Below are 25430 nucleotides of genomic sequence, written 5' to 3'. Positions count from 1 at the left end.
TTTTCTGTTCCCTATTCCCTGTCTTTATACCTCTGTTCGCCCGCCGGGATAGCGATGGCTAGTCGATTGATGTAAGGCGGCAGCGGGCACGTTGCATACGGCGTATAAGCGCAGGGCGGATTCTGCAACCGGTTGAAATCCAGCACGACAGTACCGGGCTGATCGAGGCCATGATCGGGGAAGCTCGCGTATAAAAAGCGCGCTGCCTGGTAGGTTGTAGTGTGGCTCGTGGCGTCGCGCAGGATGAAGAAGAGTTCCTTGGCGTTGGCGGATTCGAGGACCGGTTCGATCTGGATGGTCTTGCCATCCAGCGTGAATTCCGCCAGCCCGGGCGCCGGCATATCCAGAGTCGTGCCAATGACCGTGGGAATCTTCTCTGTATGAGCCGGCACAAAGGGGATCCATTTCGCGGTGACGCGGTATTTCGCCTCCGCTGGATACCAGTGCAGGCCCTTAAACCCCGTGCGCGTCGGCGACTCAGCGTCCTTGATGCGCAAGGCAAAACGGTCGCCGCGATGCAGCACGACAAGGGTCAGATTCTCAGTGGAAAGCACCGATGGCTTCGTATCGTCGGATTGCAGCGGACCTTCGTGCGCAGGCTGGCCATCGACCATGAGAGATTTTGGGAAACCATCTGCCGGGGCAACCAGTCTCAGTTGACTTCCATCGACCTGAATAACTCCGAGATGCTCCGGCGCTCGGCCTTTCAAGTGAATCTGGTTGCCCGCAGCCAGTCCCACCGCGTTTGCGCCAGACTTCAGCCATTCCAGGCCCACCAGCGTAAGCCAGCCATCCGGAGCGGAAAGCTTCCGCGCGCGATCCGCGCGCCATTCCGCTTCTTCCCGCAATGCAGGCGAATTCCCAGCGGCTGCAGTCGATTTGCCGTGCGCCGCCGCGTAACTCGCTGCCGGGTGCATGGTGGCAATCAAAACCGCCAAGGACAACAGCGCCGCTTTGGCGAGATGCAGTTTTTTTCCGGCCTCAATCTTGAAAAATGGCATGGCCGCAGCGATTATTCTCATACGTTTAGAAGATATCTCAACACGAGTGCAGTGAGCAGCGTCCGGAGCCATTCTTGACACCCCTACTGCCTCTGCCTAGAATAAAAGAGGGTAGTTAGCTCTGTTTTTCAGAAATAAGTCCAAGGGAAACAGTAAGTTACCTAGAGGGTTCGCTCGAATGCACGAGTTTCGCGTCAGTCCGCGAGAGCGGCTGGTGCTCACGGCCATCATCGAGATCTACATCGCGACCGGCGAACCGGTCTCGTCCCAGGCTGTGGCCCGTTATTTCGAAAACAAGGATGGGCTGAGTTCCGCGACCATTCGGAATGTGATGGCCGTGCTCGGCGATACCGGCCTACTGGACCAGCCGCACACCTCCGCGGGCCGCGTCCCGACCCCACTAGCCTTCCGCTACCATGTCGCCCAATTGCAGCAGTCCTCGCGTGGCGCTTCGACGGCGCCCGCCAGCCAGTTGAATCAATTAAGCGAACAGCGGCGCGAGCAGATCGACGACAGCTTTGCCGGGGTGAACTCTCCCTTGCAGTATCTGGAGCGCACATCGCACGTGCTGGCGCTGATTTCAAACGGCTTGGGCGTCGCCGTGGCAAATGCCCAGTCGGCTGTGCAGCAGATTCTGGAGCATATTCATTTTTCGCGGCTGTCGACCGGGCGTGTCCTCGCGGTGCTGGTGACCAAGGCCGGCGCGGTGCAGGACCGCGTGCTGACGATCGACCGGGAGCTGAGTTACGACGATCTCGAGATCGCAGCGCGGTATCTGAACGAGAATTTCCGGGGCTGGCCGCTGGATCGGATTCGCGTCGAAGTGGCGCGGCGCATAGAAGCCGAGCAGGCCGAGTATCAGAATCGCCTGCGCGCGCTCGATGAACTTTGCCGCCAGGGAGCGCTGGCCGGAGAAGCAGCAGGTCCGATGATTTATGTCGAAGGCATGGCCAATCTGTTGGCGGGAGAACTGGATCGCGAGCGGCTCCGCCAGATGCTCTTGGCGATGGAAGCGAAGCAGCGGCTGGTAGAACTTCTGAATGCCTATGTGGATGCGCGCCAGCACGAGGTGCGGGTCGTGGTCGGCCTGGATGAAGCAATGCCTGCGATGCAGGATTTAGTGCTGGTGGGCGCTCCTGCCCGGTTTGGTGCGGAGAACATGGGCACAGTAGCTGTAATTGCACCAACGCGTATGCAATATCAGGAAATGATTCAGGCGGTCAGCTACATTGCGAGGCTCTCGGATCGCGTGCTTTCGGAGCGGCCGCCGCTGGATCGTGTTTCGGACGGGCCTCCGCAATAGAGGCTCGTGTAGTCAGGCGTTTCGAGGCGAGCCGCGTGCGATTCGACAAAATCAGGTTTAATAACAGAGTAGGCAGTCATGATATCCATCCCTGAAAATCGGGGATGAGTAAGTTGGAGTCATATGGCAGAGCAGGAAAATGAGTACGGAGTAACGCAGGCAGTGGATTCGGATGTGCTGACCCAGGAAGAGGGCACGCAGAGCGAGGCAAAGGCCGGAGTGGTCGAGATCGCGGAAGCGGCGCCGTCAATTAGCCCGGAGCAGTTCGCCGCGTTGAAAACTGAGCGGGATCAGCTGCTCGACCGGCTGGCGCGTTTGCAGGCTGAGTTTGACAACGCCCGTAAGCGGCAGGAGCGTGAGAAGCAGGATTTTCGCGACTACGCGACAGGCTCGGTCGTCGAACAGTTCCTGCCCGTCCTGGACAATTTCGCGCTGGCGCTGAATGCGACTGGCTCCGCCGAGCAGTTGCGCACCGGTGTCGAGTTGATTGTGAAGCAAATGGATGAGGCGCTGAAGCAGCTCCAGGTGCAGGCGATTCCGACGGTCGGCCAGCAGTTCGACCCGCGCGTGCACGAGGCGCTTGGTTCGGTCGAGCGCGACGATCTGCCGGACCATTCCGTAGCCGAGGAGATTCGCAAGGGCTACCGCATTCGCGAGCGCCTGCTGCGCCCAGCCATGGTGCGCATCGTTTCCAATCCCAAACAGACTGAAGCATAAGTCGCGCAAGCACAGGGAAGACACCCAAATACAATGGCAACCAGGAATACTGTGAGCAAAGCAGACTACTACGAAGTCCTCGGGGTCACGCGAGAGGCCAGCGAGGCAGAGCTGAAGGCCGCCTATCGCAAGCTGGCGATGAAATATCACCCCGACCGCAACCCCGGCGACCCCAAGGCTGAAGAGCGCTTCAAGGAAACCAGTGAAGCCTACGGCGTACTGAGCGACGCGGAGAAGCGCGCAGCCTATGATCGCTATGGCCATGCCTCGACGAGCACCGGATTCAATGGCGGTTCTCCGTTCGGAGACGCGACCGATCTGGGCGACATCTTTGGCGATCTCTTCGGCGAGATGTTCGGCGGGGGCGGACAGCGGCGTGGTTCGCGGGTGCAACGCGGCGAAGATCTGCGCTATGACATCACCATCGAGTTCGAGGACGCGGTCTTCGGCAAAGAGACCGAGATCAAGGTGCGCCGCCGTGAAAACTGCGCCGCATGCCGTGGAACAGGCACAAGCACCGGCCGCGGACCGTCGGTCTGCGCCACCTGCCAGGGACGCGGCCAGTTGCGCTACCAGCAGGGCTTCTTCTCCGTGGCGCGCGCATGCAGCAACTGCGGCGGATCGGGCACTGTGATCACCGACCCCTGCACCACCTGCCGGGGCGAGACACGCGTTGTGCGCGAGTTCAAGATGAACGTCAAGGTGCCCGCTGGCGTCGAAGACGGAACGCGCATTCGTTACTCTGGCGAGGGCGAGTCAGGACGCTTCGGCGGCCCGCGCGGCGATCTTTATGTAGTGCTGACCGTTCGTCCTCACGACTTCTTCGAGCGCGACGGCTATGATCTGCACTGTGTTGTGCCGATCTCGTTCCCACAGGCAGCGCTCGGCGCGGAGATTCAGATTCCCGCTCTCGATGGCGAAGTAACCTTGCGCGTGCCAGAAGGAACCCAGAGCGGCAAGGAGTTCCGCATCCGCAACCACGGCGTGCCTCACCTGAACGAAAGCGGTCGCGGCGACTTGGTCGTCGAAGTAATGGTGCAGACCCCAAAGAAGCTTTCCCGCACACAACGCGAACTCGTGCGCCAGCTCGCGGAAAGCATGGAAGTCGAGAACAAACCCGCTTCGCGCAATATGCTGAACAAGATGAAGGACCTGTTCAGCTAGGCGATCCCGGCAGAATCAAGCTATGTGTGAACCCCATGTCCTACCGGGAATCTTCCAGGCGGGCCTTGGGGTTTATTTATTTGGCGAACCAGACGGAATCTGCGCGCTGTACTTGTCCCAATTTCTGATTAACTCGGAAACTACGACATGCCCCACCGTATACGCGCTTTCAAGCGAAGGCAGATAAGCTCCGTACTGCCCGATGCGCTGATTTGAGAGGCTGGTAGCGGCATCTATTCCTTTGGCCTGTTGGTCGTAGTTGCTTACCGTTCGCAGAACGAGAATTCGCTGCCAATCGACCTTCCCGGCTTTGGCCAGATACTGCAGCGATTGCAACGTCCCGGTATCTTCCATCGCTGTAGTCGCAAAACGCCCCTCGCCATTGGTGAAGTAGCTCATCCAGCGCGTGGCCCAGTCATCCATCCGCTTGCCGTGCCAGTAAGTCGAGGACGAAACCTCGTCGCCAAGCAGCACCTGCGGCGGATTGTGCGCCGCCGCTCCGTCAAACCGCGTGCGAATCTCCTTCAAGTGGTCCGAGTCCGGGAGCACCGTGTTTTTTGTAAGCCCATAAGCCCAAAGCATCAGATCGCGGTTGGTCTGGTAGACCTGACCGGGCAGCGGAGTAGCGGGAGCCTCAAACGGAGCCGCTTTGCGCAAAGGCAACATCCCGGTCGGCCAGTCGGGCGGCATTTCCCGCGCATCGATCTAGTATCCAAGATCGCCGTCAACGACCCAGTTGGCCCATACGGCTGAACCGAGCGACGCCTGTTCCGGACTGCCCCCGGCAATCCCGGCAATCAGCCAATAGGCGTGCGAGAGGTCAAAGCGCGGGTCGAGCCCCAGCGCCATGATCGTGGCTGCAGCGTGCGCCGTGCCCTGTCCAGTGACGATGGCCAGCTCGCCATCGGAATTCATGCGCGCATCGTGATACGCAGCCGGAAGCGGAAACACCCGGTCGAGATGGTCGCGCTCGACCCAGTACTGCAATTCTCCGGGCGCATCGCCGGTGTCAGCGCCTACCTCGAACATGGTGACGACCACCACTTTGACAGGAATCGGAGCGGAAACCGCCTTGACCGCAGTTTGCGCGAAAAGAACGGAAGAGAAGAGAAGTGCGAGAAAGCAGGGAAGAATGCGCAGAATTTTCATGATCAATTTGCCTATCGTACGGCAGAGAATCGCTTCTTCCAAAGAGAACGCATTCGACTGGAAATACAAAAGCCATCCCGACCGGGATGGCTTTTGTGTTGTAACTCAGATTCGTTTCAGCAGAGGTTAATTCGTTGCCCCGCTTCTCGCTTCAGCTTTCTGCGCCAGGACTTTGTGTGCATTGTCCTCAAGCGCCTGCGCTTCGGGAAGATAGCTTACGGCCTTCTGGATCATCGGGTCCCAGTCGGCGCGGACGCGTAGACCCTGCAACTGGCCGCTCTGGCTTGTCTCAAGCTCGGCCTTGATATTGGTCTTGATCCAATCCATCGGGCCGGTCAGGTCTTCGTTCGTCCAGGGGATGTTCTCGCTGGTAAGGAATTGCTTGAAGTCGCTGATTACGGCGTCGTCCACCTTGAAATCGGGTCCGACCGTGTGATTGACCAGATAATGCGGGGCGAAGTGGAAGAAGACGTCGCGGTAAAGCAGCGTATCCATGAAGGGATTGGACTTCGGCGGCTCGATCTTTTCGTCCGGAGTGATGCCGCCGCCGCCGTAGACGGTGCGCCCGGAGTCGGTCAGCTTTACTTCCTTGTTGGTGTTGTCGGCCGGCAGCGCGTTGGCGTGGTTGTAGTAGTCGTAGAGCGAGACGCCCCGGTAATCCCGTTGGATCAGCCGTCCCGACGGAGTGTAGTAGTGATACGTCGTCAGCGCGAGGCCGGTGTTTTCCGAGAGGTTGTAAACGGTCTGAACCAGGCCCTTGCCGAAGGTGGTTTCGCCGACGATCAGAGCGCGGTCATGATCCTGCAGCGCGCCAGAGACGATCTCCGCAGCCGAAGCCGTGTTGCGATTGACGATAACCACGATTGGGAAGGTGTGTCCGCCGTTACCGTGGGTCGCCGTGTACACCTGATCGGGATAGGCGCGTCCGCGCTGCGAGACGATGTTCTGACCCTTCGCCAGCAGATGGTCACAGACCTCGACAGCCTGGCTGAGCAGCCCGCCGGGATTGCCGCGGAGGTCGAAGACCAGTCCCTTCAGATCGCCGAAGCTGTCCACTGCCTCTTCCACTTCCTTCGCGGTGGTCTGCTGGAAGTTGGTCAGGTGAATATAGCCGACGCCAGGACGAATTTCATACTTCAGATCGACCGACGGATGCGGAATCTCATCCCGCACCAGGTCGAACGAAAGCGGCTTGCTCTGCCCTTCGCGGATCGTGGTGATCGCGACGTGCGTTCCTTTGGGTCCCTTGAGCGCCTTTGCGACCATCTCCGAGGTCATGCCGTCGGCGCTCTTGCCGTCAACCGACGCGATGATGTCGCCGGGCTTCAGTCCGGCGCGAAAAGACGGCGTGCCCTCGTACGGAGTGCGGACGTAAATCTTGTTCTGTTGCTGCTGGATCAGCATGCCCACACCGTAATAGTGGCCGCGCTGATCCTCCTGCATCTTGGCGTAGTCCTTTGGATCGTGGAAGCTGGAGTGCGGATCGAGCACCCGCAGCATTCCCGGGATCGCGCCGTCATAGATGACCGTGTCCGCCTTGTCGCCTTTGATCGGCTCAGCGTAGTTCTGCTCCACCAGAGCGTAGACGTTGGTGAATTCCTTCAGGCTGTCGCGCAGTTGCGACTCGTCTGCGGCGGATTGAGCGCCGACCCTCCCCTGAAGCAGGGTGCCGACAATTGCGCAGACGCTGAAGAAAAGTGCGAGAGAAAAAATGGCCCGGCGGGCGCGGGGATTCATTGTCTGAGAGACCTCCAGACGCTACCTGCCGAGGCGCTTGCCGAACCTGATTTCCGCAATGAAGCGGAGCCCGAAAAGGGGGCGCAGGCGGAGCCGTCTTGACCGAAAGTATAGCATCGTATCAATTGGACGCGCGGGAGGAGAGAGTGGATAGCTTTTATTCGCTCGTAACGGTCGCCCGATTCGGCACCAGGCTCTCCGGTTCTACTTTTGGCTCGCTGCTTTCCGGGCGGTTACAATTACGTCTAAGGAACCGGGAACAAATGCTTTTTCTGCGGATGTTCCTATTGCCCACTATGACCTTGCGACCTGATCCAATCTTTGCCCAAATTTCTGCGCTCCGCCTGCCCGCACTTCTGATGCTCGGCGCTTTGCTTGTCGTCCCCGGCGCACCTGCGCAGACCAAACCCGCCAGCGCCGCTCCCGAAAGCCCCTACGGCGGCGTCACGGTCGAGGATATTCTGGCTCGCGTTAACGACCAGATCATCTCTCGTTCGGACTATGACCGGGCAATGAAAGAGATGGACGATGAGGCCCGCCAGCGCGGGGCCACCATGCAGCAGATTGCGGATGGGCACCGGGATCTCCTGCGCAACCTCATCGATCAGCAGCTCTGGCTTTCCAAGGGTAAAGAGCTGAGCATCACGGGCGATACCGAGCTGGTCAAGCAGCTCGACGAAATCCGTAAGCAGTACAATCTTGCGTCGATGGACGATCTGGAAAAGGCGGCCAAGGACCAGGGTGTTTCCTACGAGGATTTCAAGGCCGGCATCCGTAACCGGATCATCACGCAGGAGGTTATGCGCGAAGAGGTTGGGCGCAAAGTTTCCGTCACGCCGGGCGAGGCGCAGCGCTATTTCGAAGCCCACAAGCAGGACTACGCCCAGCCGGAAAGCATTCACTTGAGCGAAATTCTGGTCGGGACCGGCTCGGGAGCAGACGGCGCAGGATCCGACGATCCGCAGAAATTGGCTGCTGCCAAGGCAAAAGCAGACGACATCGAAGCCAAACTGAAAGCCGGAGCCAGCTTCGACCAACTCGCGCGCACTTCGAGCGACGGTCAGACGGCAGCTGAAGGTGGCGATCTGGGCAAGTTCGAGCGCGGCAAGCTCAATAAGATCTTTGAAGACAAGACATTCGCGCTCAAGACCGGCGACGTCACCGAGCCGATCCGCACCAAGCAGGGATACGTCATTTTCAAGGTCGTCGAGCATAATCCCGGCGGCACTCCGCAGTACAAGGACGTGGAGCAGCAAGTCGAAGAGGCCTTTTTCGAAAGCCGCATGGAGCCAGCCATTCGCTCCTATCTGACCACGATGCGAGAAGAGGCCTTCATCGACATCAAACCCGGATACGTCGATACGGGAGCCAGCCTGAAAGAAACCAAGCCGGTTTACAGCGCGTACACCCCGCCAGCGCCGAAGAAAAAGAAGAAGGTGCAGCGCACCCGATTCCGCGAAACCGAGCACGGATTCCGGAACAAGTCCAAACCGGCCCTCGTTCCGGTCTCTGCGGACACGACTCCGGCAAAGCCGGCAGCCAGCACCGCAAAGGCTGCGGCGCCGATTACGATGAAGCCAGGCAAGAAGGAAAAGATCCGCTACGGCCAGGCTCCGCGCGAAACCCTCCCGAATGCCGCCGAAACCAAGACGGAAGACGCAGGCGCACTGCCGAAGGAAGCTGAGAACAACGACGATGCCGCGGATAATCCGCTGCAGCCCGCTCCTCCAGTCAAGAAGACCCGCTTCGCATCACGCGCCAAGCTGCCCAAGGCGGCAAAGTCGAAGGGACCGCAGCTTGATAACTTCACCCCCGCACCTCCCGACTCTGGCGAGGTAGCTGACCGGCAAACTCAGTCCGCGCCGCTCGGGCTTCAGGGAGATACCTCGAAGAAGACCAAGAAAAAGACGGCGACCGCCACCACTGGACAGAAGCAGCGCATGCAGGACCGCCCCAAGGACGAGACTCCCAAGGCACCGGTGGAGATGACGCCGGCCGCGCCAGCTGCGGGTGCTCCTGCCCCGGCTACCGCTCCCAGGCCAGATCAGACCGCGACCCCTGCTCCTGCACCGGCTCCTCAGCAGCAGTAGTTCCGTTCCATTGCTCTGAAAGGCGCGGCTTAGGCCGCGCCTTTGTTCTGGAGAAAATGCCTTCCAAGGTAGGACTGCCACTGAAGGGGCAGTTTCTGGAGCGGATCAAATGCTGTAATCTTCCCCCAGCATGAAAGATAACTACATCGCCGACCTGGTCAAGCTGGAAGAGAACCAGCTCATAGAAAGCCAATTTTTAGTCCTGAGCAAGCAACAACGGACAACGCGCAACGCCAAACCCTACCTCAGCCTGATTCTCGGCGACAATTCTGGTCAAATCGAATCCCGTGTCTGGGACCCCACCGACAATCGCATTGCCCAGGACTTCGGCAAAGGCGACGTCATCAAGGTCCGCGCCGCAGTCTCAAAGTTCGAAGGCGTCTTGCAGCTCAAAATCGAACGCCTGCGCAAACTGGCGAGCACCGAATTCGACCGCGCGGATCTCCTGCCGGCAACTACGTGCGACATCGGCGAGCTGTGGCGGAAGCTCGAAGCCGCGGTAGCCAGTTTCACCGATTCCGATCTCCAGCGGCTGGTCATTGCCGTAATGGCCGTTCCCACTGTCCGCGAAGCCTTTATCGAAGCCCCGGCAGCGAAGCAGCTTCATCACGCGTGGCTGGGCGGCCTGCTGGAACACGTCGTCAGCCTCATCGGCCTCGCCGACCGCGTCGTTCCGCACTATCCGATGCTGATGCGCGACCTGATTCTGACGGGCGTCATCCTGCACGACATCGGAAAGATTCACGAGCTCTCGTGGCAAACCGGCTTCGAATACACCCTCGAAGGCCAATTGCTCGGCCACATTCAGATCGGCGCAGCCATGGTCGAGAGAACCATCGACAGCCTGCCCGATTTCCCGCCACGCCTGAAGACGCTGGTGCTCCACGTGATCCTCTCGCACCACGGCAAGTTGGAGTTCGGTTCGCCGAAACTTCCAATGATCCCGGAAGCCCTCATGCTCAACTTCCTCGACGACATGGACGCCAAGATGCAGACCCTCGCCAGCGAATTCCAGAAAGCCACACGGCAGGGCAAGGCCGCAGATGAGATGACCGACCGCATCTGGGCGCTGGATCAACGCACGATGCTGAATTCGCGAGCGTGGCTGGCCGAATCTGGAAACGGGTAAACGAGTCTACAAATCGTTTTCAGCGCCGGCGACTCTGAACCGATATGCTTCAGGAGCCTCGATGAAATATGCTGTTCGCCCAGCGAAGGCCAACAGATCTTCATCGCCGCTCACCAGCACGTCAGCAGCTCCACTCTGAGCGAGATCCATAAATTGCTGATCGTTCGCGTCGCGGCAAATCAAGGCACAATGACCGATTGCCTCAATGGTCTCGCAATAAGGCAGATAATCGCCCAGCAGCTCCAGGCGGTCGTCCGGCGAGAGCCGGAACTTCTGATAGGCCAGAACCCGGCTCAGTTCTGCAACGGTTGTGCGTGAAACCAGCGGCACACAGCCACCATCTCGCCAATGCGCCCTCAGCCAGGCCAATCTGCCGTTCACGAAAAGCAGAGCGGAGATAACGGTATTTGTGTCAAAGACAACCCGCTGCCTCACTGCGTCTTCCGCGCCCAGCGAATGGAGTCGACCACGTCCTGTTCCTCGATTCCAAGCTCGGCCAGTTGCTGGCGAACCTCATCCGCGCGGCTCCTCCGAAGTGGACGAAGGGTAATGCTCGCTCCATCCGTGCTGACGTCGAAATATTCCACTCCATTGAAATGCGAAACAACTGCTTTAGGGAGCGTGACCTGATTCTTAACCGTCATCTTCGCAAGCATTGTGTCCTCACTATGATTCAAGAATATACGGAAACAAGGATTCCTTACAATCGGCGATCTCCGTTTTCGCGCCTCTATTCCCTATTCGCCGGTCCAGGCCGTACGATGGAACCGACATGAGCTATTTCCTCTTCAAAACCGAACCCGACAAATATTCCTTTGACAACTTCCTCCGCGATCAGGAGACGATTTGGGACGGCGTTACCAATCCCACCGCGGTGAAATACCTGCGCGAAATGCCCAAAGGAACAAAGTGGATCTTCTACCACACCGGCGAAGAACGTACCGCCGTCGGCACCGGGACTGTGGTGAGTGTTGACCCCGCCGACCCCAAAGTTCCCATAGTAAAAGTCAAAGTAGGCAAACGCCTCAAAACACCGAAGACACTCACAGCCATCAAAGCCGAGCCACTCTTCGCCCAGTCGCCGCTGGTCATCATAGGCCGCCTCTCGGTCGTTCCACTAACCGAGGATCAATGGCGTTGGTTCGTAGACTGAGCAAATGCTGCTAACTCGCCAACCCGCCAATGCCGCGAAGCGGCGCTAACCCGCTAACTCGCCGCTTTCGTTACAATTAAAAAGCCATGATCCGTTTCGAAACCGCCGGAGAGTCGCACGGCGAAGCTCTCATTGCGCTCATTTCCGGTTTACCTGCCGGGTTAACTGTCGATTTCGACTTCATCAACCGCGAGCTCTGGCGCCGCCAGCAGGGCTATGGCCGTGGCGGCCGCATGAAGATCGAGACCGACAAGGTCCACATTCTCTCAGGAGTTCGCCACGGCAAGACCATCGGTTCGCCCATCGCGATCCAGATCGCCAACCGCGACTGGAAGAACTGGGAAGAGAAGCTTCCCGTCGAAGCTGGTGACCTCAGCAAGCATCAGGTTGTCGCCTCGCCGCGTCCCGGCCACGCCGACCTGCCCGGCGCTCTGAAATATAACTTCAAAGACGCGCGATACGTGCTGGAGCGCGCATCGGCCCGCGAGTCCACGTCGCGCGTGGCCGCCGGAGCCTTCGCCAAGCTGCTCCTGCGTCATCTCGGCATCGAGGTCGCAAGCCACGTGATCCGCGTGGGCCGCATCGAACTGGAGCGTCCAGCCGCGTGGGATGAAATCGTCGCCGTCACCGAAAAATCGGAGATCATGCTGAGCTGCGTCGACCCCGAGACCGAGGCCCGCATGAAAGCCGAAGTCGAAGAGACCTCCCGCACCGGCGACACCATCGGCGGAGTCTTCGAGGTCGTCGTTCACGGCCTTCCTCCCGGCGTCGGCACCTACGCCAACTGGGATGAACGCCTCGACGGCCTGCTCGCCTGGGCCGTAATGAGCCTGCAGGCAGTGAAAGCTGTCGAAATCGGTCGCGGAGTCACCGCCGCCGAATCCTTTGGCTCCCAGGTCCACGATGCCATCCACTACGGCCCCCCCGAACTTGTAACCGAGACCGACAAGCCAACCCGCTTCACGCGCCATCAAAACAACGCCGGTGGCATCGAAGGCGGCATCTCCAACGGCGAAGACGTAGTTGTGCGCGGTTACCTCAAACCGATCAGCACCCTGCGCCGCCCGCTCGAATCCGTCCGCTTCGACACCCGCGAGGCAACGAGTGCCAGCTACGAGCGTTCCGACATCTGCGTCGTCCCAGCCGCCGGCGTAGCCGCGGAAGCCATGGTAGCCTTCATCATCGCCAAGGAAGTGATGGAGAAATTCGGCGGCGACTCAGCGGAAGAGCTGAAGCGCAACTACGATGGCTACATCCAACAAATCAGGAACTACTAGGTAAGCACTTCGGAAAGGCACGTGTCAGTTCAAGGCCCATGATTCTCACCATCGTGAAATATCCCGACCCGGTTCTCCAGCAGCCCGGCGAACCGGTCACCGAGTTCGACGATAAGCTGCGCAAGTTCGTAGCCGACATGTTTGAAACCATGTACGCCGCGCAGGGCATCGGCCTCGCCGCGCCCCAGGTCTCCATCTCCAAGCGCATCACGGTTATCGACCTCAGCAACGGCAAAGACCCAGCCAAAAAGATGGTGCTCATCAATCCGGAGATCATCCAGCGCGAGGGCAAACTCTACGAAGAAGAAGGCTGCCTCAGCTTCCCCGAGATTCGCGAAAAGGTCGTCCGCTCGGCAAAGGTGCGCATCCGCGCTCAGGACGAATACGGCAAGTGGTTCGAGGCCGAGGGCGAAGAACTGCTCTCCCGCTGCATGCAGCATGAGATCGACCACCTGGACGGCATGCTTTTCATCTTCCGCATCAGCAGCCTCAAACGCGACCTCGCCCTGCGCAAAATCCGCAAGATGCAACGCGCCGGCGAGTGGTAGGGCGCCGTGACTGAGGGCGTTGCTCCAATGCGGTTGGTTTTCTGCGGAACGCCGCAATTCGCCGTGCCCACACTCGAAGCTCTGATCGCAGCAGGTCATGAAATCGCGCTAGTGGTCACGCAGCCCGACCGCCCGGTAGGGCGCAAGCAGGTTCTTACCGCTCCTCCGGTCAAGCAAATAGCCCTGACACGTGGTCTTGAAGTTACCCAGCCGGAAAAGATCAAAAACAACGTGGAGTTCCGCTCCAGCCTCGAATCCATCGCTCCCGACGCGATTGTCGTCGTCGCCTATGGCCGCATCATCCCTCGCTGGATGCTCGATCTGCCCCGGCTTGGCTGCATCAACCTGCACGGCTCGCTGCTTCCAAAGTACCGTGGCGCCGCGCCCATCCAATGGGCAGTAGCCATGGGTGAAGCAGTCACCGGCAACACAACGATGCTGCTCGAAGAGGGCCTCGACACCGGCCCAATCCTGCTTCAGCAACAGATCGCCATCCGGCCTGAACAGACCGCCGTCGATCTCTTCGAAGAGCTATCCGTATTCGGCGCGCCATTGGTCGTCGAAACCCTCGCAGGCCTTGCCGACGGCAGCATCCTACCCCAGCCGCAGGACCATTCCCAGGCCACGCTGGCCCGCATCCTCGACCGCGAAGACGGCCGCATGGACTTCGCCACGCAGACCGCGACTGAACTTTGGAATCGCTGGCGCGGCTTCCAGCCATGGCCGGGTGCCTTCACTGTCTTCGAAGGCAAAAAGCTCATCGTCCATCAACTCCGGCCTGTTACTGCGCCGGAATCAGGACAACCAGGTCAGATTCTCATCGAAGATAAGCGGCTTCTGGTTGTCTGCGCCGATGGTACCGCACTCGAACTGCTGGAAGTCCAACCGGAAGGCAAGAATCGCATGACCGCAGCCGAGTTTCTGCGCGGCAACCCGATCCACGCTGGCGCAAAACTTGGGTTGCCCGGTTGATCATGCGCAAACTCCCCAGAAAGGCCCCGGCTGGCATAACACCCGCCCGCTACGAAGCCTTCATGCTTCTGTTGGAAATGGAAAACTCCTCCCACGCCCACGCCGATGAACTGCTTCGCCGTCCGCGTCTTTCAGAACTTTCGACCCTTGATCGAAACCTCTGCACAACGCTCGTAATGGGCACTTTGCGCTGGCAGCTCCACATCGATTCCGCAATTCGAACTCTGCTGTCGAAGCCGAACGCCCGCCTCGATTCAGCTATTCAGATTGCGCTTCGTCTCGGCACATTTCAGCTTCACTATCTCGACCGCATCCCGGCCCACGCGGCCATCAGCGAAAGTGTAAACCTCGCAAAAATCGCCGGACATCAGCACGCCTCGCGCATGGTAAATGCGGTTTTGCGGAGAATTGCGGAGCGTCCGCGGCCAGCATCGCTGCCGTCCAGTCCATCTCCAGAGCAGTTGGCCGAGGCAACTGCCCACCCGCTTTGGCTCGTTGAGCGCTGGGCCGCGAACTACGGCCTCGAACAGGCCCGCGCCATCTGCGAACACGGTCAGCAACAGCCAGAACTATCTCTCCGTCTAGAAAGCCGAGAAGCCGAAGCGGAGCTAGCCGTCAATGGAATGCAGCTCGCTCCCGGCGCCATTCTGACCGATGCACGGCGCATCCTGAACGGCGATGTAACCGCTACGGAGGCCTTCCAATCCGGTCGCGTGCGAATTCAGGAAGAAGGCTCGCAGCTCATCGCGGAACTGAGCGGCGGCGTCACCCCGCTTCCGAGGCGAATTCTGGATTGCTGCGCAGCTCCCGGCGGTAAGACGCTGATCCTCGCCGAACTCAACCCGCAAGCGCAGATCACAGCCTGCGAAATCAATCTCGCCCGGCTTGAAGCACTCAAAGCCCGAATCAGCGCAAGTCCTTACGCAACCAGGATCGAAGTGCGCCAGGCCGATGCGGCGGAACCGGAAGAGATCGATTCCTACGATCTCGTCCTCGCCGATGTTCCATGCAGCGGCACCGGCACGTTGGGCCGCAATCCGGAGATTCGCCATCGTCTTCAGCCCGCTGATCTAGTTCGCCATCACGAGCGCCAATGCGCCATCCTGCACGGTGCACTGAGAGCGAGCACGGGCAGGGTCATCTACTCCACCTGCTCGCTGGAGCCGGAAGAAAACAGCGCAGTCGTTGCTGAGGTTCTTGCTCAATCGCCCGGCTGGCGGCAGATACCCGTCTCCGAAGTTATCAAGAAGTTGCAAAAAGAAGGCCGCCTGACGTCGCAAGGCTCAGAGCGATTGAAGAACGCGGTCGCTCCGGACGGCTCACTCACGCTCCTGCCGGGCAGCTTAGGTCCGGAAGCTCCAACCGACGGCTTCTTTATCGCCGTGCTGGAAAAGCAGAAGTAAGCACTACTTCGCCACAGTCAGCGAAACCATCGCTCCCACATCCACGCGATATCCAGCAGGCGGCGACTGAGCCAGCACGGCTCCAGGCACAGCCGATGGTTTTGCCATAGGTGGCGCGTCCGCCGACGCTACCGCAGCTCCGGTAGTAGGCGATCCTATTGGCGCGTAGCCCGCCGAAGAAACCTGCGGAATCGGCACATCCTGATACTTCGGCTCGCCAAACTTGATTCCCACGCGGGTAAGAAAGCTCTGCGCCGTCACAATCGGCAACCCGGTCAGATCCGGCATCACAAATCCATCCGGCGGGGAGTCGTCCGTAGCAGCCACCAGCAGATTGATGCTCGGCTTCTCAATTCCCTGAGCCTTGGCCGGAGGGTCCTGGGCCAGCACCGTACCCGCTTCGATCTTCGCGGAAGGCAACTCGGCGACCATCCCTGCTTCGAGACCCACCCGCCGCAGATTCAGCGCCGCCGAACGCTCCTGGCTGCCGACAACGTTCGGAACTTCAACCTTCTGCGGCCCCAGGCTCTCGGCCACGCGCACCCGCCACTCGCGCCGCACCACCGCTCCGGGAACGGGAGATTGCGAAAGGATGTGCCCCGCTGCCACATCCGAAGAGTAGTACCGGTTGTCCACTTCCAGATTCAAGCCCAGTCCGGACGTCTGGCTTCTCGCCTCCGCCACCGTCATGTCCTTGAGCGCAGGCACGCGCACTTCGGCCCCATGAATGGCGAACTGCATCGTCGTGATCGCCGCAGCCAGCGCCACGAGAACCAGCGCCATCAGCACCATCGCGCCCTGAAAGAAGTTCTGGATGGGCCGCAGGCGAACTCTCACGGCAGCGGCTCCCCGCCAACATACTCGATCACAAACTCAATCTCCGCGCTTTTTTCTAGCATCGCGGAAACGGAGCAGTACTTGTCCTTCGACAGCGCGACCGCATCCTCGACAGCCTTGCGGCTGAGCTGCCCGCCAGCCTCGGGCGTTACGGCATACACAAGTTGAATCTTGTTGAAGTAATTCGGCGGCTCTGTCCGCTGCTCTGCCGTTGCCGAAACGGTCAGATGCGCCAGCGGCTGCCGCTTCTTCTGCAGAATATGCACGACGTCCACTGAGGTGCATCCGCACAGCGCCACCAGCACAACCTCCATCGGGCTGGGGCCTTCGGAGTGTTCCTTCGTCGCATCCAGGCGAATAGTATGGCCGGATTGCGAATGTCCGACGTAAATATCAGGGCTAGGTTCCGTGCTTGCCCATTCCGTGCGTGCAATCATTGTGAGATTCCTTTTCGTTCCATCTCAATAGATGCTTAACGATGGTTATCCGTCTCCGGCTCGGGATGGATGAGGACTTTATATACCTCCGGGCACTCCAGTTTCAGCCGGTCTTCGAGGGCGGTAATCACCTCATGCACCCGTTGCATTGTCAGTTCATCGGGCAGAGTGCAGTGGCAGGAAACATGAATATGCTCGCCGGTGCGCCCGACTAGGATCTCATGCACATCCACAACCTCTGAAAAATCCGCGGCCACCGATCGCAGATTGCGCCGGATACGCTCCGTCTCGCTCTCCACCTGGCCATCCCCAGCAGCCTTTCCGGAAACCTTCAAAGTCCGCTCAATCGTAGCCGGCTCGCTCTCGATATGCGTCAGCACCGACTTCAACTCGGGCACTTCCCGCAAAATCTCGGCCTCCATCGCCGTCACGAAGTTGTGCGCCTCAGCCAGCGTCATAGCCTCGTTCAGCTCCACATGCTGCTCGACCCTTAGCTTTCCTTCAATCGACTGAACGCTCACCTCATGCACCGAGACATTGTTGCGAGCCGCCACAGACCGTACCCGGTCAAAGATGCTCTCCGTCGAACTCTGCCGCGGTACAGTGTGAATGACCACGTCAGCTTCCGGAACCACCCGTTGCACCGCATCCGTTGTCGCCCGCACCAGCTCATTGGTGTGCTCAAAGGTGTAGCTGCGGGGCAGCGCCAACGTCAGATCGGCAAAAGTAAGCGACCCAGCCCGCCGCACCCGCGCCTGTTCGATCCCCAGTACGCCATCGACTCCGGCAACCTCTCGCAGGATGCTCTCGCGAATCTCGCTTGGAGCCGCGTCGAGCAGCGCCTCCGATGTCTCCCTGGTCAGCTTCCACGTCAGCCGCAGAATCATCAGCGAAACCAGCATCGCCGCAACAGGATCGGCATAGCTCAGCCAGCCGACGCCGGTAATCGAGCCCAGCCAGCTCAATCCCAGCCCGCAAAGAACCGCCAGCGTCGACCAGATATCCGAAGCGAAGTGAAAGGCATCCGCCGCCAGCGCCGTGCTCTTGAATTGCTGCGCCACGGCAGCCAGCTTTCGCGATCTCCACCAGTCGACCGCAATCGAAGTCACCAGCACCAGCACCGGCCAGAACGAATGCCGAACCACCGCCTCATGTAGAAAGATCCGCTGCATCGCCTCCCAGATAATCCACGCGCAGGAGACAGCCATGAGTCCAGCTTCTACGAAAGCAGAGAGATTCTCGAACTTGGCGTGGCCATATGTGTGGTTCGCGTCGGCTGGCTTGTCCGAAACCCGCACCGAGAAAAGAGTCAGCGCAGAGCCCACAAGGTCCAGCCCGGAGTGCGCCGCGTCCGAAAGTACACCCAGCGACCCGCTCAGCAGACCGGCAGCCAGCTTCAGCAGCGTCATCGTCAGCGCCGCCAGCACGGAATGCAGCGCCACGCGCCGCTTGGCCGCGGTCATCTCTTCCGAATTGTGGCCAAGCGAAGCAGTCGCACTCATGGGAACTCCAGGTAGCCGTTCAGTTGCAAAGGTACGGATTGAAGGGTATGGGCTTCAGCCCGTACATAAATCACGCAAAAAGAATGGGGCTTTAGCCCCTGAGGGTTTGTTTTTCCAAACCGGTCATCTACCGAACTCCAGCCTACATTGCCGAGCCGATTCGAGCCAGTTGCTCACGATTCCACCGGTCCGCGAACACCAGTAAACAGTCCAGCGATCCCAAAGGTATACGGAGTCCACCGAACCTCGCGGAATCCAGCCTCGCGCATCATTTCCAGCATCTCCGCAGGCGGCGGAAATTTGCTGACCGAAGCAGGCAGGTAATTGTAGGCGCTGTCCTTGCCGCCGATCAGCTTGCCGATCTCCGGCAACACGCGCCGAAAGTAAACCTGATAGATTTTCCCAAACACCCCGTCCGGCTCGCTGAAATCCAGAATTCCCACCTGCCCACCCGGCTTCAGCACGCGGTGAAACTCCGCCAGCCCATCCCGGTAATTAGCCAGGTTGCGAAATCCGAAGGCAGTTGTGATCAGATCCAGCGAATCGCTGCGCAGTGGCAGATGCAGCGCATCTGCTTCGAGCGCAACCGCGCTCCCATGCGCCGCGAACGGCCCGGTAAACTTCCGCGCCCCGCGCGCCAGCATCTCGCGGGCAAAGTCCGCAGCGATCACCGGTCGCGCACCCGCAGGACGGCGCTTCAGCAGCGCCATCGTCATATCGCCTGTGCCGCAGCAGATATCCAGAATCGCCGCATCGGGATTGGCCAGCACTTCGCGAAAACGCCGTGCCGTCCGCCACCACCACAGCCGGTCGATATTCGCTGAGAGCACGTGATTCACAAGGTCATAGCGCGGCGCAATCGAGTTGAACATCGACTGGACAGCCGCCGCAGCGCTTTGCTCGTCCGCCGCACCCTCGGGCGTTGCCCCAGTTGCAGCAGCGTTGCCGATCCCGCCCGCGCTTGTTCGTGGAGGCATGGCCCTAAGCCCCGTTTCCAGCCGAAGCAGCAGGGGGCTCCGACGGCAGTTCCTTCGCCAGCGCCAGCATGTACTTGGCTGCTTCGAGCAACTCCTCGCCCGAGACATCCTCGACCACACAGGCGTCGCCGATCCCAACCGGCAGCACAAATCGCCGGCGATTTCCCAGATGCTTCTTATCCTTGGCCGTAGCGTTCACCAGCTTCTGCGCGTTGATCTTCAGCGCCGGCAGAGGACCGTACAGATAAACCAGCCGCATCAGCCGGTCAAATTGCGGCTCGGTGATCGTTCCCCGCTTCCAGCCCAGATACAGCGATGCGATCAATCCCCAGCCAACCGCCTCGCCATGCAACAGCACGCGATAACGAGTGACGGATTCGATGGCGTGGCCCAGGGTATGCCCAAGGTTGAGAATCATGCGCAAACCGGTCTCGCGCTCGTCCTTGCTCACCACGTCCGCCTTCATGCGAATCGATGCAGCAATCACCTTTTCGAGCGAAGCAGCATCGCGCCCCAGAATCCGCGCCGAATTCTCCTCCATAAAGCGAACCAGTGCCCGGTCGCGAATCATGCCCGCCTTCACACTCTCAAACAGCCCTGCGCGCAATTCGCGATCCGGCAAGGTGCTCAGCAGATCCATATCCGCGAAGACAGCCAGCGGATGATGGAAGTTGCCCACGAGATTCTTGCCTTCAGGCAGATTCACGCCCACTTTGCCGCCAACCGAAGAATCGACCTGCGACAAAAAGGTGCTCGGAACCTGAAAGAAATCAATACCGCGCATGTAAATCGCCGCCAGAAATCCGCCTACATCGCCCACAATTCCGCCGCCAAATGCAATCAGCAGGGAACTGCGATCTCCGCCCGCTGCGGCCATCTGGCGCAGCAGTTTTTCCACAGACTTCAGTGTCTTGTGCGTCTCGCCCGGCGCCAGAAATAGCACAACCGGATCGATGGTGAACGAAGCGAGAAAGCGCTTCGACCAGAGATCCCAGATCTCCGGCGAAGTAAGCACAAAGACCCGCTTGGGAAGCTTGGCTCCGCGGCCATTGAGATCAACAAGAACTCGCATCATTCGCGGCTCAAGAGAATCAATGAGCCCGCTGCCAGTGAACACCGAATATTTGGCTGTTGGAGTTTGAACCCGCACGATTTGCATCTCTTCAATCGTATCGCACGGCAGTTGGAGCATCAGAGCCGGCGCAACCCGCAAGTGTGCGTCTCCGCAGAAAAACACAAAGCAGCGAAGCAGTTCCGCTCCGCCGCTTGGATTTGCCTTGCGCCGCCTGTTTCAGCAGCCGGAAGCTACTTGTGTTCTCCACCACCGCCGTGTGCCGCCCCACCACCACCATGTGCTGCCGCGGCATGAGGCGCTGCGGCATGAGGTGCTGCTTCATGCGGAGCGCTGTGCGACGCTGCGACATGCCCTGGCGCCGGTCGCGCGCCTCCCTGATGCTCAGTGCCGCCGCCAACGTGTGTCGCGCCACCGCTGGTGCGAACTGCCGCTGCGTGGCCGCCGTTTCCGCGGCTGATGTAAGCACGATTGGCCGCTTCACCGCCTCCGCCGTTATAGCGTCCACCACCACCGCCGCTGAAACGATGACCACCCCAGCCATGGTCATAGCCCCAGCCTGCCCACGGACCCATGCCCAGGAAAATGCCGTTGTAGAAGTACCCGGACCCGTAAAATCCAACCGGCGCGCAGGAGTACGGCGCGTAGTCATAGTAGCCATACGAACACACCGGTTGAATCCCGATGCCGATGACTACCTGCGCATTTGCTGCTGGCGCATTCGCTGCCAGAACCCCGAACGCAAGCAACGCAATCGCGAGCAGTGTCTTTGATGGGAAGAAAGTTTTGAGTCCGCGCATAAGTGACCTCCTTGAGGCCAGTTCCCCGCACCACGCGTGATGGCGCCTGGGATGGATCGCGTGGAAAGTGCGTGGGATGCCGTGTTGCCATTCAGTCGAGTCAAGCAACTGCAGCGAACATAAGGTTTATAGATCCGAAAAATCCGTCAGCTCAGTCGATAAACTTCCCTCGCATTCGAGGAGGCTGCCATGTATCTATCCTTACGTTCTTGACACTAGCGGTCAGAAACACCCAAGTCTGAGCAATAGGAACCGAAACTTCCCATCTTGGGCGTCATCCAATCGAAGTGTTAGCCTCAAAGGTTATGTCTGAAGTGGAGTTTACGGATTATCTCATCATCGGAGCAGGCGTAGCAGGCCTGCGCGCAGCCATCGAACTCGCCGACCACGGCAACGTTCTAGTCGTCACCAAGGAATCGCTCGGCGAATCGAACACGCATTATGCGCAGGGTGGCATCGCGGTCGCAACGGAAGGCCCGGAAGACATCGCCCTGCATCTTGAAGACACCGTAGCGGCAGGCGATGGATTAGTGCACCGACCCGCCGCAGCGGTTCTAGTGGAGGAAGGCCCGCAGCGCGTGGCCGAACTGATCGAGTGGGGCGCGGGCTTCGACCAACTCAACGGACAACTGCTGCGCACCCGCGAAGCCGCCCACTCCCACCCGCGCATTCTCCACGCCAACGGCGACGCGACCGGCGCGGAGATCAGCCGCTCGCTCGTAGCCTTCGCCCGCAACCACCCCCGCATCCGTTTCGCCGAATGGACGATGGCGACGAATCTGGTAATCACCGATGGCCGCGCCATCGCCGCCGATCTTACAGATCAAGACGCAACCTCTCGCCGCATAAGCGCCCGCGCCATACTGATCGCCTCCGGCGGAGCCGGCCAGGTGTACAGCGATACCACCAATCCAGCGGTCGCGACCGGCGACGGCATCGCACTCGCAGCGCACGCTGGCGCGGAACTGGCCGACATGGAGTTCTACCAGTTCCATCCGACGGCCCTGTCGCTGCCGGGCGTTCCCCGCTTTCTGCTCTCAGAAGCCCTGCGCGGCGAGGGCGCGTATCTGCGCAACGATCGCGGCGAGCGCTTCATGGAGCGCTACCACGCCAGCCTCGAATTGGCTCCCCGCGACGTAGTCGCCCGAGCCATTGCACGCGAAGGCATGGGGCCGCAACCCAGTCAGTCCCGCCCCGTCTATCTCGACATGCGCCACGTGCAAGGCGTGGATCTGTCCCATCGTTTTCCCGGCATCAGCAGGTTCCTCGCGACGCACGGCCTGAGCCTCAGCGCCGATCTCATCCCGGTGCGCCCTGCGGCACACTACCTCATGGGCGGCATCCGAACGGACCTCGACGGACGCACTTCGGTCCCCGGCCTCTACGCCGCCGGAGAAGCCGCCTGCACCGGCGTCCACGGCGCAAACCGCCTGGCATCGAACTCTCTCCTCGAAGGCCTGGTCTTCGGCGCTCGCGCTGCCAAGGCAATGCTGGAAGACGCCGCCAGCCTCGCGCCGGTCCAGGCTTCCGGCCCCGCGCCCACCCTGCCACCCAATTCAATCAATACAAACGATGAGACGCAACTCACCCAACTCATCCAGCATCTCCAGCGCACCATGTGGCGAACCGCCGGCCTCCTCCGCCACGAACAGACCCTGCGCGAAGGCCTAAGCAAAATTCAAACCATCGAAACTTCCGTAGGCAGCATCGCGCAGCAGAGCAGGAGCAGCCGTGCCCTCATCGAAGCCCAATCCTTGCTCGCCGTCTCCCGAACCATCCTGCTCTCCGCCCTGGCCCGCACTGAAAGCCGAGGCGCGCACTTCCGCGAAGACCACCCCCGCCGCGACGACGCAAACTTCCGCAAGCACTCCATCCTCACGCAAACCACGAATGGAGCGGAGCAGCCATCCTTCGCAGCCTGGTAGCGGCGGACAGATGCACCAACCGCGCAGCGTTCCACAGTCGAAGATGAACCAATCATGAATCGCTTCCCGCACCGGTGCGTCTAATGGGTGCGTCCAATCTTAGGTGCGCGCTGGAAAGTCACTGATTCCAATCCCCATGGGGTGACAGCTTGCGGACTAAAAACGTCTTCCAGTCGTGGAGTAAGGTCCTGCGCGGCCACACTCCCATGCTCTCCATCGAAATCACGCGTGAGTGCCCGTTGCATTGCCCGGGCTGCTACGCGTATGGAGACAACCACCTCGGCGGCGAGGTCACGCTGCGCGAGTTGAGCGACAAAAGGGGCGACGATCTGGTTCGCGGAGTCCTCGGCCTCGTCGACCGCCACAAACCCCTGCAGGTCACGCTGGTCGGCGGCGAACCCATGGTGCGCCATCGCGAACTGAGCCGCATTCTTCCCGAGCTTAGCAGTCGCGGCATTTACACCATGGTCGTCACCAGCGCCATCATTCCCATCCCCATCGAGTGGATGCAGCTGCCCCGCTTCATCGTCGCTGTCTCCATCGATGGACTGCCCGAGCACCACAATGTCCGCCGCCATCCGGCCACTTACGAACGCATTCTTTCCAACCTCGCCGGCCGCCTCGTCAACATTCACTGGACCATCACCGCGCCCATGCTGGAGCGCCCCGGCTATATGGAGGAATACGTGCGCTTCTGGAGCGAGCGCGAAGAAGTGCGTTCCATCTGGGTCAGCATCTATTCACCTCAACGCGGCGAGCAAAGCGCAGAAATGCTAACGGCAGCTCAACGCGAGCACGTCGCACGCGAGTTGCCCACTCTGCGCCAGCGTTATCCCAAACTGCTCACGCCGCAAGGATACGCGGAGGCTCTGCTCAACCCGCCTGCATCGCCACGCGATTGCACCTTCTCGCGCCTGTCGAAAAACTACTCGGCCGACTTGGCAACACGAGTTGAGCCTTGCGTCCTCGGCGGCGACCCGGACTGCTCGCAATGCGGCTGTTCGGCCAGCGCAGCCGCTCACTGGATCACCGAAATGAAGCTCGCCGGACCACTCAAAGTCAAGCACATGTTGCACGGCTCCATGCGCATCGGCAACGCCGTCGCGCGCCTTCAGGACGTGACGCAGCCCGCATGGCGCGAACGAGAACAGGCGTCGCCAAAGCGCCAAACCAGCCTGGTGCAAATCTCGACTGAATAGCCATCCTTGCCGCGTTCTTCAGCAAAGGAGCGCAGCACGAACGCTATTTCCTGATCCCTGATCCCTGATCCTTGATCCCCGGTCCTTTCGCCACCGACGCCACAGCACAAACTCCAAGAATCACGGCCATGATCGCCAGCGACCACGTCACCGGAATATCAATCCACCGCGCCATCAGCATCTTCGCCGCCACAAAGCCAAGCAGCGCGCCCAGCCCGTAGTGCAGATAATGAAAGCGGTCCAGCAAGCTCGATAAGGCGAAGTAGAGCGACCGCAGCCCGAGAATGGCCGCGATATTCGACGTGTAAACCACAAACGGATCGCGCGAGATCGCCAGTACAGCGGGAATCGAATCGATCGCGAACATCAGGTCCGTCGCCTCCACAGCCAGAATTACAAAGAGCAACCCGCGGTGTCCCTTCTGCAGATTGGTGACCCAGGCTGGCACCGCATCCGCGGCAGAGCTGCCCTTCACCAGCCGATAAGCCGCATAGAGCAAAATCGCGCCAAAGAGATAACTGACCCATCCAAAGCGCGCCAGCAACGAAACCCCAAGCGCAATAAAACACGCGCGGAGAATGATCGCTCCGCCAACGCCCCAGAGCAGCGCCCGGCGCTGCTGACGATGGCCGATCCGAAAGCCGCGAAAAAGAACCAGAAATACGAAGAGATTATCGATGCTCAGCGAAGTCTCAATGGTGTATCCGGAAACGAATTCCAGCGCCGTCTGGCGCCCCTGCTCATAGTTCAGCCAGAAGGCAAAGCCAGCCGCCACCAGCGCCACAAAGAGACTCCAGAGCCACGCCAGCTTCGGGCTTGGCTCGTCCTCTTTCCCCTGACGTGCGCGGCTGAGGGGCAGCAGCGCATCGGCGGTAATCAGCGCCAGCACCGCCACATGAAAGCCAATCCACCAAAGCAGCGGCGCCCCGGCGATTCTGTGCCCCAACCCCAAATCGACCATATCCTCCGATCCTAGAGCATCTTCCGATCCAGTGCATTCCGGCAATGCCATTGCCAAGAACATCTTGCGGAGCGGGA

23 protein-coding genes and 1 pseudogene are annotated in these 25430 nt (G+C 60.1%); 12 read left to right on the top strand and 12 right to left on the bottom strand.

The features are described from left to right. Positions 1–11: 11 nt before the first annotated feature. Entirely contained in the window at positions 12–1001 is a 990-nt protein-coding gene (locus OHL23_RS19960; RefSeq protein ID WP_263353723.1) for a DUF1684 domain-containing protein, read from the bottom strand. Positions 1002–1179: 178 nt separating this feature from the next. On the opposite strand from OHL23_RS19960, the gene hrcA reads away from it, so the two are divergent. From hrcA to dnaJ, 3 genes are all read left to right on the top strand, one after another. Further along, positions 1180–2304, top strand: a complete 1125-nt coding sequence (gene hrcA / locus OHL23_RS19955; RefSeq protein ID WP_263353722.1) for a heat-inducible transcriptional repressor HrcA — start codon at positions 1180–1182, stop codon at positions 2302–2304. Between the two features lie 123 nt (positions 2305–2427). Further along, positions 2428–3021: a nucleotide exchange factor GrpE gene (grpE, locus tag OHL23_RS19950; RefSeq protein ID WP_263353721.1), complete on the top strand. Its 594-nt coding sequence runs from the start codon at positions 2428–2430 to the stop codon at positions 3019–3021. A gap of 33 nt (positions 3022–3054) precedes the next feature. Then, positions 3055–4185: a molecular chaperone DnaJ gene (gene dnaJ, locus OHL23_RS19945; RefSeq protein WP_317891708.1), complete on the top strand. Its 1131-nt coding sequence runs from the start codon at positions 3055–3057 to the stop codon at positions 4183–4185. A gap of 72 nt (positions 4186–4257) precedes the next feature. Here the strand turns inward: dnaJ and OHL23_RS19940 are convergent. Beyond that, a pseudogene (locus tag OHL23_RS19940) lies at positions 4258–5334 on the bottom strand (purine nucleoside permease). 126 nt (positions 5335–5460) lie between these two features. After that, positions 5461–7071: a S41 family peptidase gene (locus OHL23_RS19935; protein WP_263353720.1), complete on the bottom strand. Its 1611-nt coding sequence runs from the start codon at positions 7069–7071 to the stop codon at positions 5461–5463. Positions 7072–7367: 296 nt separating this feature from the next. On the opposite strand from OHL23_RS19935, the gene OHL23_RS19930 reads away from it, so the two are divergent. After that, a complete protein-coding gene (locus tag OHL23_RS19930; RefSeq protein ID WP_263354126.1) occupies positions 7368–9161 on the top strand; it encodes a peptidylprolyl isomerase in 1794 nt (597 codons plus the stop codon). Between the two features lie 130 nt (positions 9162–9291). Next, positions 9292–10290: a 3'-5' exoribonuclease YhaM family protein gene (locus tag OHL23_RS19925; RefSeq protein WP_263353719.1), complete on the top strand. Its 999-nt coding sequence runs from the start codon at positions 9292–9294 to the stop codon at positions 10288–10290. Positions 10291–10296: 6 nt separating this feature from the next. On the opposite strand, the gene OHL23_RS19920 is transcribed toward OHL23_RS19925, so the two are convergent. Together OHL23_RS19920 and OHL23_RS19915 are read right to left on the bottom strand one after the other, a co-directional pair. Further along, positions 10297–10725: a putative toxin-antitoxin system toxin component, PIN family gene (locus OHL23_RS19920; RefSeq protein ID WP_263353718.1), complete on the bottom strand. Its 429-nt coding sequence runs from the start codon at positions 10723–10725 to the stop codon at positions 10297–10299. Beyond that, positions 10722–10946, bottom strand: a complete 225-nt coding sequence (locus tag OHL23_RS19915; RefSeq protein WP_263353717.1) for a hypothetical protein — start codon at positions 10944–10946, stop codon at positions 10722–10724. The genes OHL23_RS19920 and OHL23_RS19915 overlap by 4 nt, the downstream gene beginning before the upstream one ends. A 116-nt stretch (positions 10947–11062) precedes the next feature. Here OHL23_RS19915 and OHL23_RS19910 point away from each other — a divergent pair, with 116 nt between their 5' ends. The 5 genes from OHL23_RS19910 (at position 11063) to OHL23_RS19890 (ending at position 15643) form a co-directional block, all read left to right on the top strand. Next, entirely contained in the window at positions 11063–11443 is a 381-nt protein-coding gene (locus tag OHL23_RS19910) for an EVE domain-containing protein (RefSeq protein WP_263353716.1), read from the top strand. An 86-nt stretch (positions 11444–11529) separates the two neighbouring features. Continuing rightward, complete coding sequence (aroC, locus tag OHL23_RS19905) at positions 11530–12720, top strand: chorismate synthase (RefSeq protein WP_317891707.1); 1191 nt, start codon at positions 11530–11532, stop codon at positions 12718–12720. Between the two features lie 38 nt (positions 12721–12758). Beyond that, the gene (gene def / locus OHL23_RS19900) at positions 12759–13268 is read left to right on the top strand and encodes a peptide deformylase (RefSeq protein ID WP_263353715.1); all 510 of its coding nucleotides are present in this window, start codon (positions 12759–12761) and stop codon (positions 13266–13268) included. A gap of 27 nt (positions 13269–13295) precedes the next feature. Then, positions 13296–14240, top strand: a complete 945-nt coding sequence (gene fmt, locus OHL23_RS19895) for a methionyl-tRNA formyltransferase (protein WP_263353714.1) — start codon at positions 13296–13298, stop codon at positions 14238–14240. A 2-nt stretch (positions 14241–14242) separates the two neighbouring features. Beyond that, complete coding sequence (locus tag OHL23_RS19890; RefSeq protein ID WP_263353713.1) at positions 14243–15643, top strand: transcription antitermination factor NusB; 1401 nt, start codon at positions 14243–14245, stop codon at positions 15641–15643. A gap of 3 nt (positions 15644–15646) precedes the next feature. Here the strand turns inward: OHL23_RS19890 and OHL23_RS19885 are convergent, their stop codons facing one another. The 6 genes from OHL23_RS19885 to OHL23_RS19860 all read right to left on the bottom strand — a co-directional run bounded on the left by OHL23_RS19885 (position 15647) and on the right by OHL23_RS19860 (position 21268). Next, the gene (locus OHL23_RS19885; protein ID WP_263353712.1) at positions 15647–16480 is read right to left on the bottom strand and encodes a PASTA domain-containing protein; all 834 of its coding nucleotides are present in this window, start codon (positions 16478–16480) and stop codon (positions 15647–15649) included. Beyond that, positions 16477–16917: an OsmC family protein gene (locus OHL23_RS19880; protein ID WP_263353711.1), complete on the bottom strand. Its 441-nt coding sequence runs from the start codon at positions 16915–16917 to the stop codon at positions 16477–16479. Before OHL23_RS19880 ends, OHL23_RS19885 begins: the two co-directional genes overlap by 4 nt. A gap of 35 nt (positions 16918–16952) precedes the next feature. Further along, entirely contained in the window at positions 16953–18419 is a 1467-nt protein-coding gene (locus tag OHL23_RS19875; protein WP_263353710.1) for a cation-efflux pump, read from the bottom strand. 173 nt (positions 18420–18592) lie between these two features. Then, positions 18593–19396, bottom strand: a complete 804-nt coding sequence (locus OHL23_RS19870; protein WP_263353709.1) for a ubiquinone/menaquinone biosynthesis methyltransferase — start codon at positions 19394–19396, stop codon at positions 18593–18595. 4 nt (positions 19397–19400) lie between these two features. Further along, positions 19401–20471, bottom strand: coding sequence for a 3-dehydroquinate synthase (gene aroB, locus OHL23_RS19865; protein WP_263353708.1), 1071 nt, complete (start codon positions 20469–20471; stop codon positions 19401–19403). Between the two features lie 230 nt (positions 20472–20701). Beyond that, positions 20702–21268, bottom strand: coding sequence for a hypothetical protein (locus OHL23_RS19860; protein WP_263353707.1), 567 nt, complete (start codon positions 21266–21268; stop codon positions 20702–20704). Between the two features lie 305 nt (positions 21269–21573). On the opposite strand from OHL23_RS19860, the gene nadB reads away from it, so the two are divergent. Beyond that, on the top strand, positions 21574–23193 hold the full coding sequence (gene nadB, locus OHL23_RS19855; RefSeq protein WP_263353706.1) for an L-aspartate oxidase: 1620 nt from the start codon (positions 21574–21576) through the stop codon (positions 23191–23193). A gap of 149 nt (positions 23194–23342) precedes the next feature. Beyond that, on the top strand, positions 23343–24392 hold the full coding sequence (locus tag OHL23_RS19850) for a radical SAM protein (RefSeq protein WP_263353705.1): 1050 nt from the start codon (positions 23343–23345) through the stop codon (positions 24390–24392). A gap of 43 nt (positions 24393–24435) precedes the next feature. Here OHL23_RS19850 and OHL23_RS19845 read toward each other — a convergent pair whose 3' ends face one another. Continuing rightward, positions 24436–25404 carry a TerC family protein gene (locus tag OHL23_RS19845; RefSeq protein WP_263353704.1) on the bottom strand — a complete coding sequence of 323 codons (969 nt, stop codon included), beginning with the start codon at positions 25402–25404 and terminating at the stop codon, positions 24436–24438. Positions 25405–25430: the final 26 nt, after the last annotated feature.

Source organism: Acidicapsa acidisoli, from assembly GCF_025685625.1.
Taxonomy (GTDB): Bacteria; Acidobacteriota; Terriglobia; order Terriglobales; family Acidobacteriaceae; genus Acidicapsa; species Acidicapsa acidisoli.
Note: the sequence above shows the minus strand (reverse complement) of the source record. Positions and strands in the feature narration are given on the sequence as shown.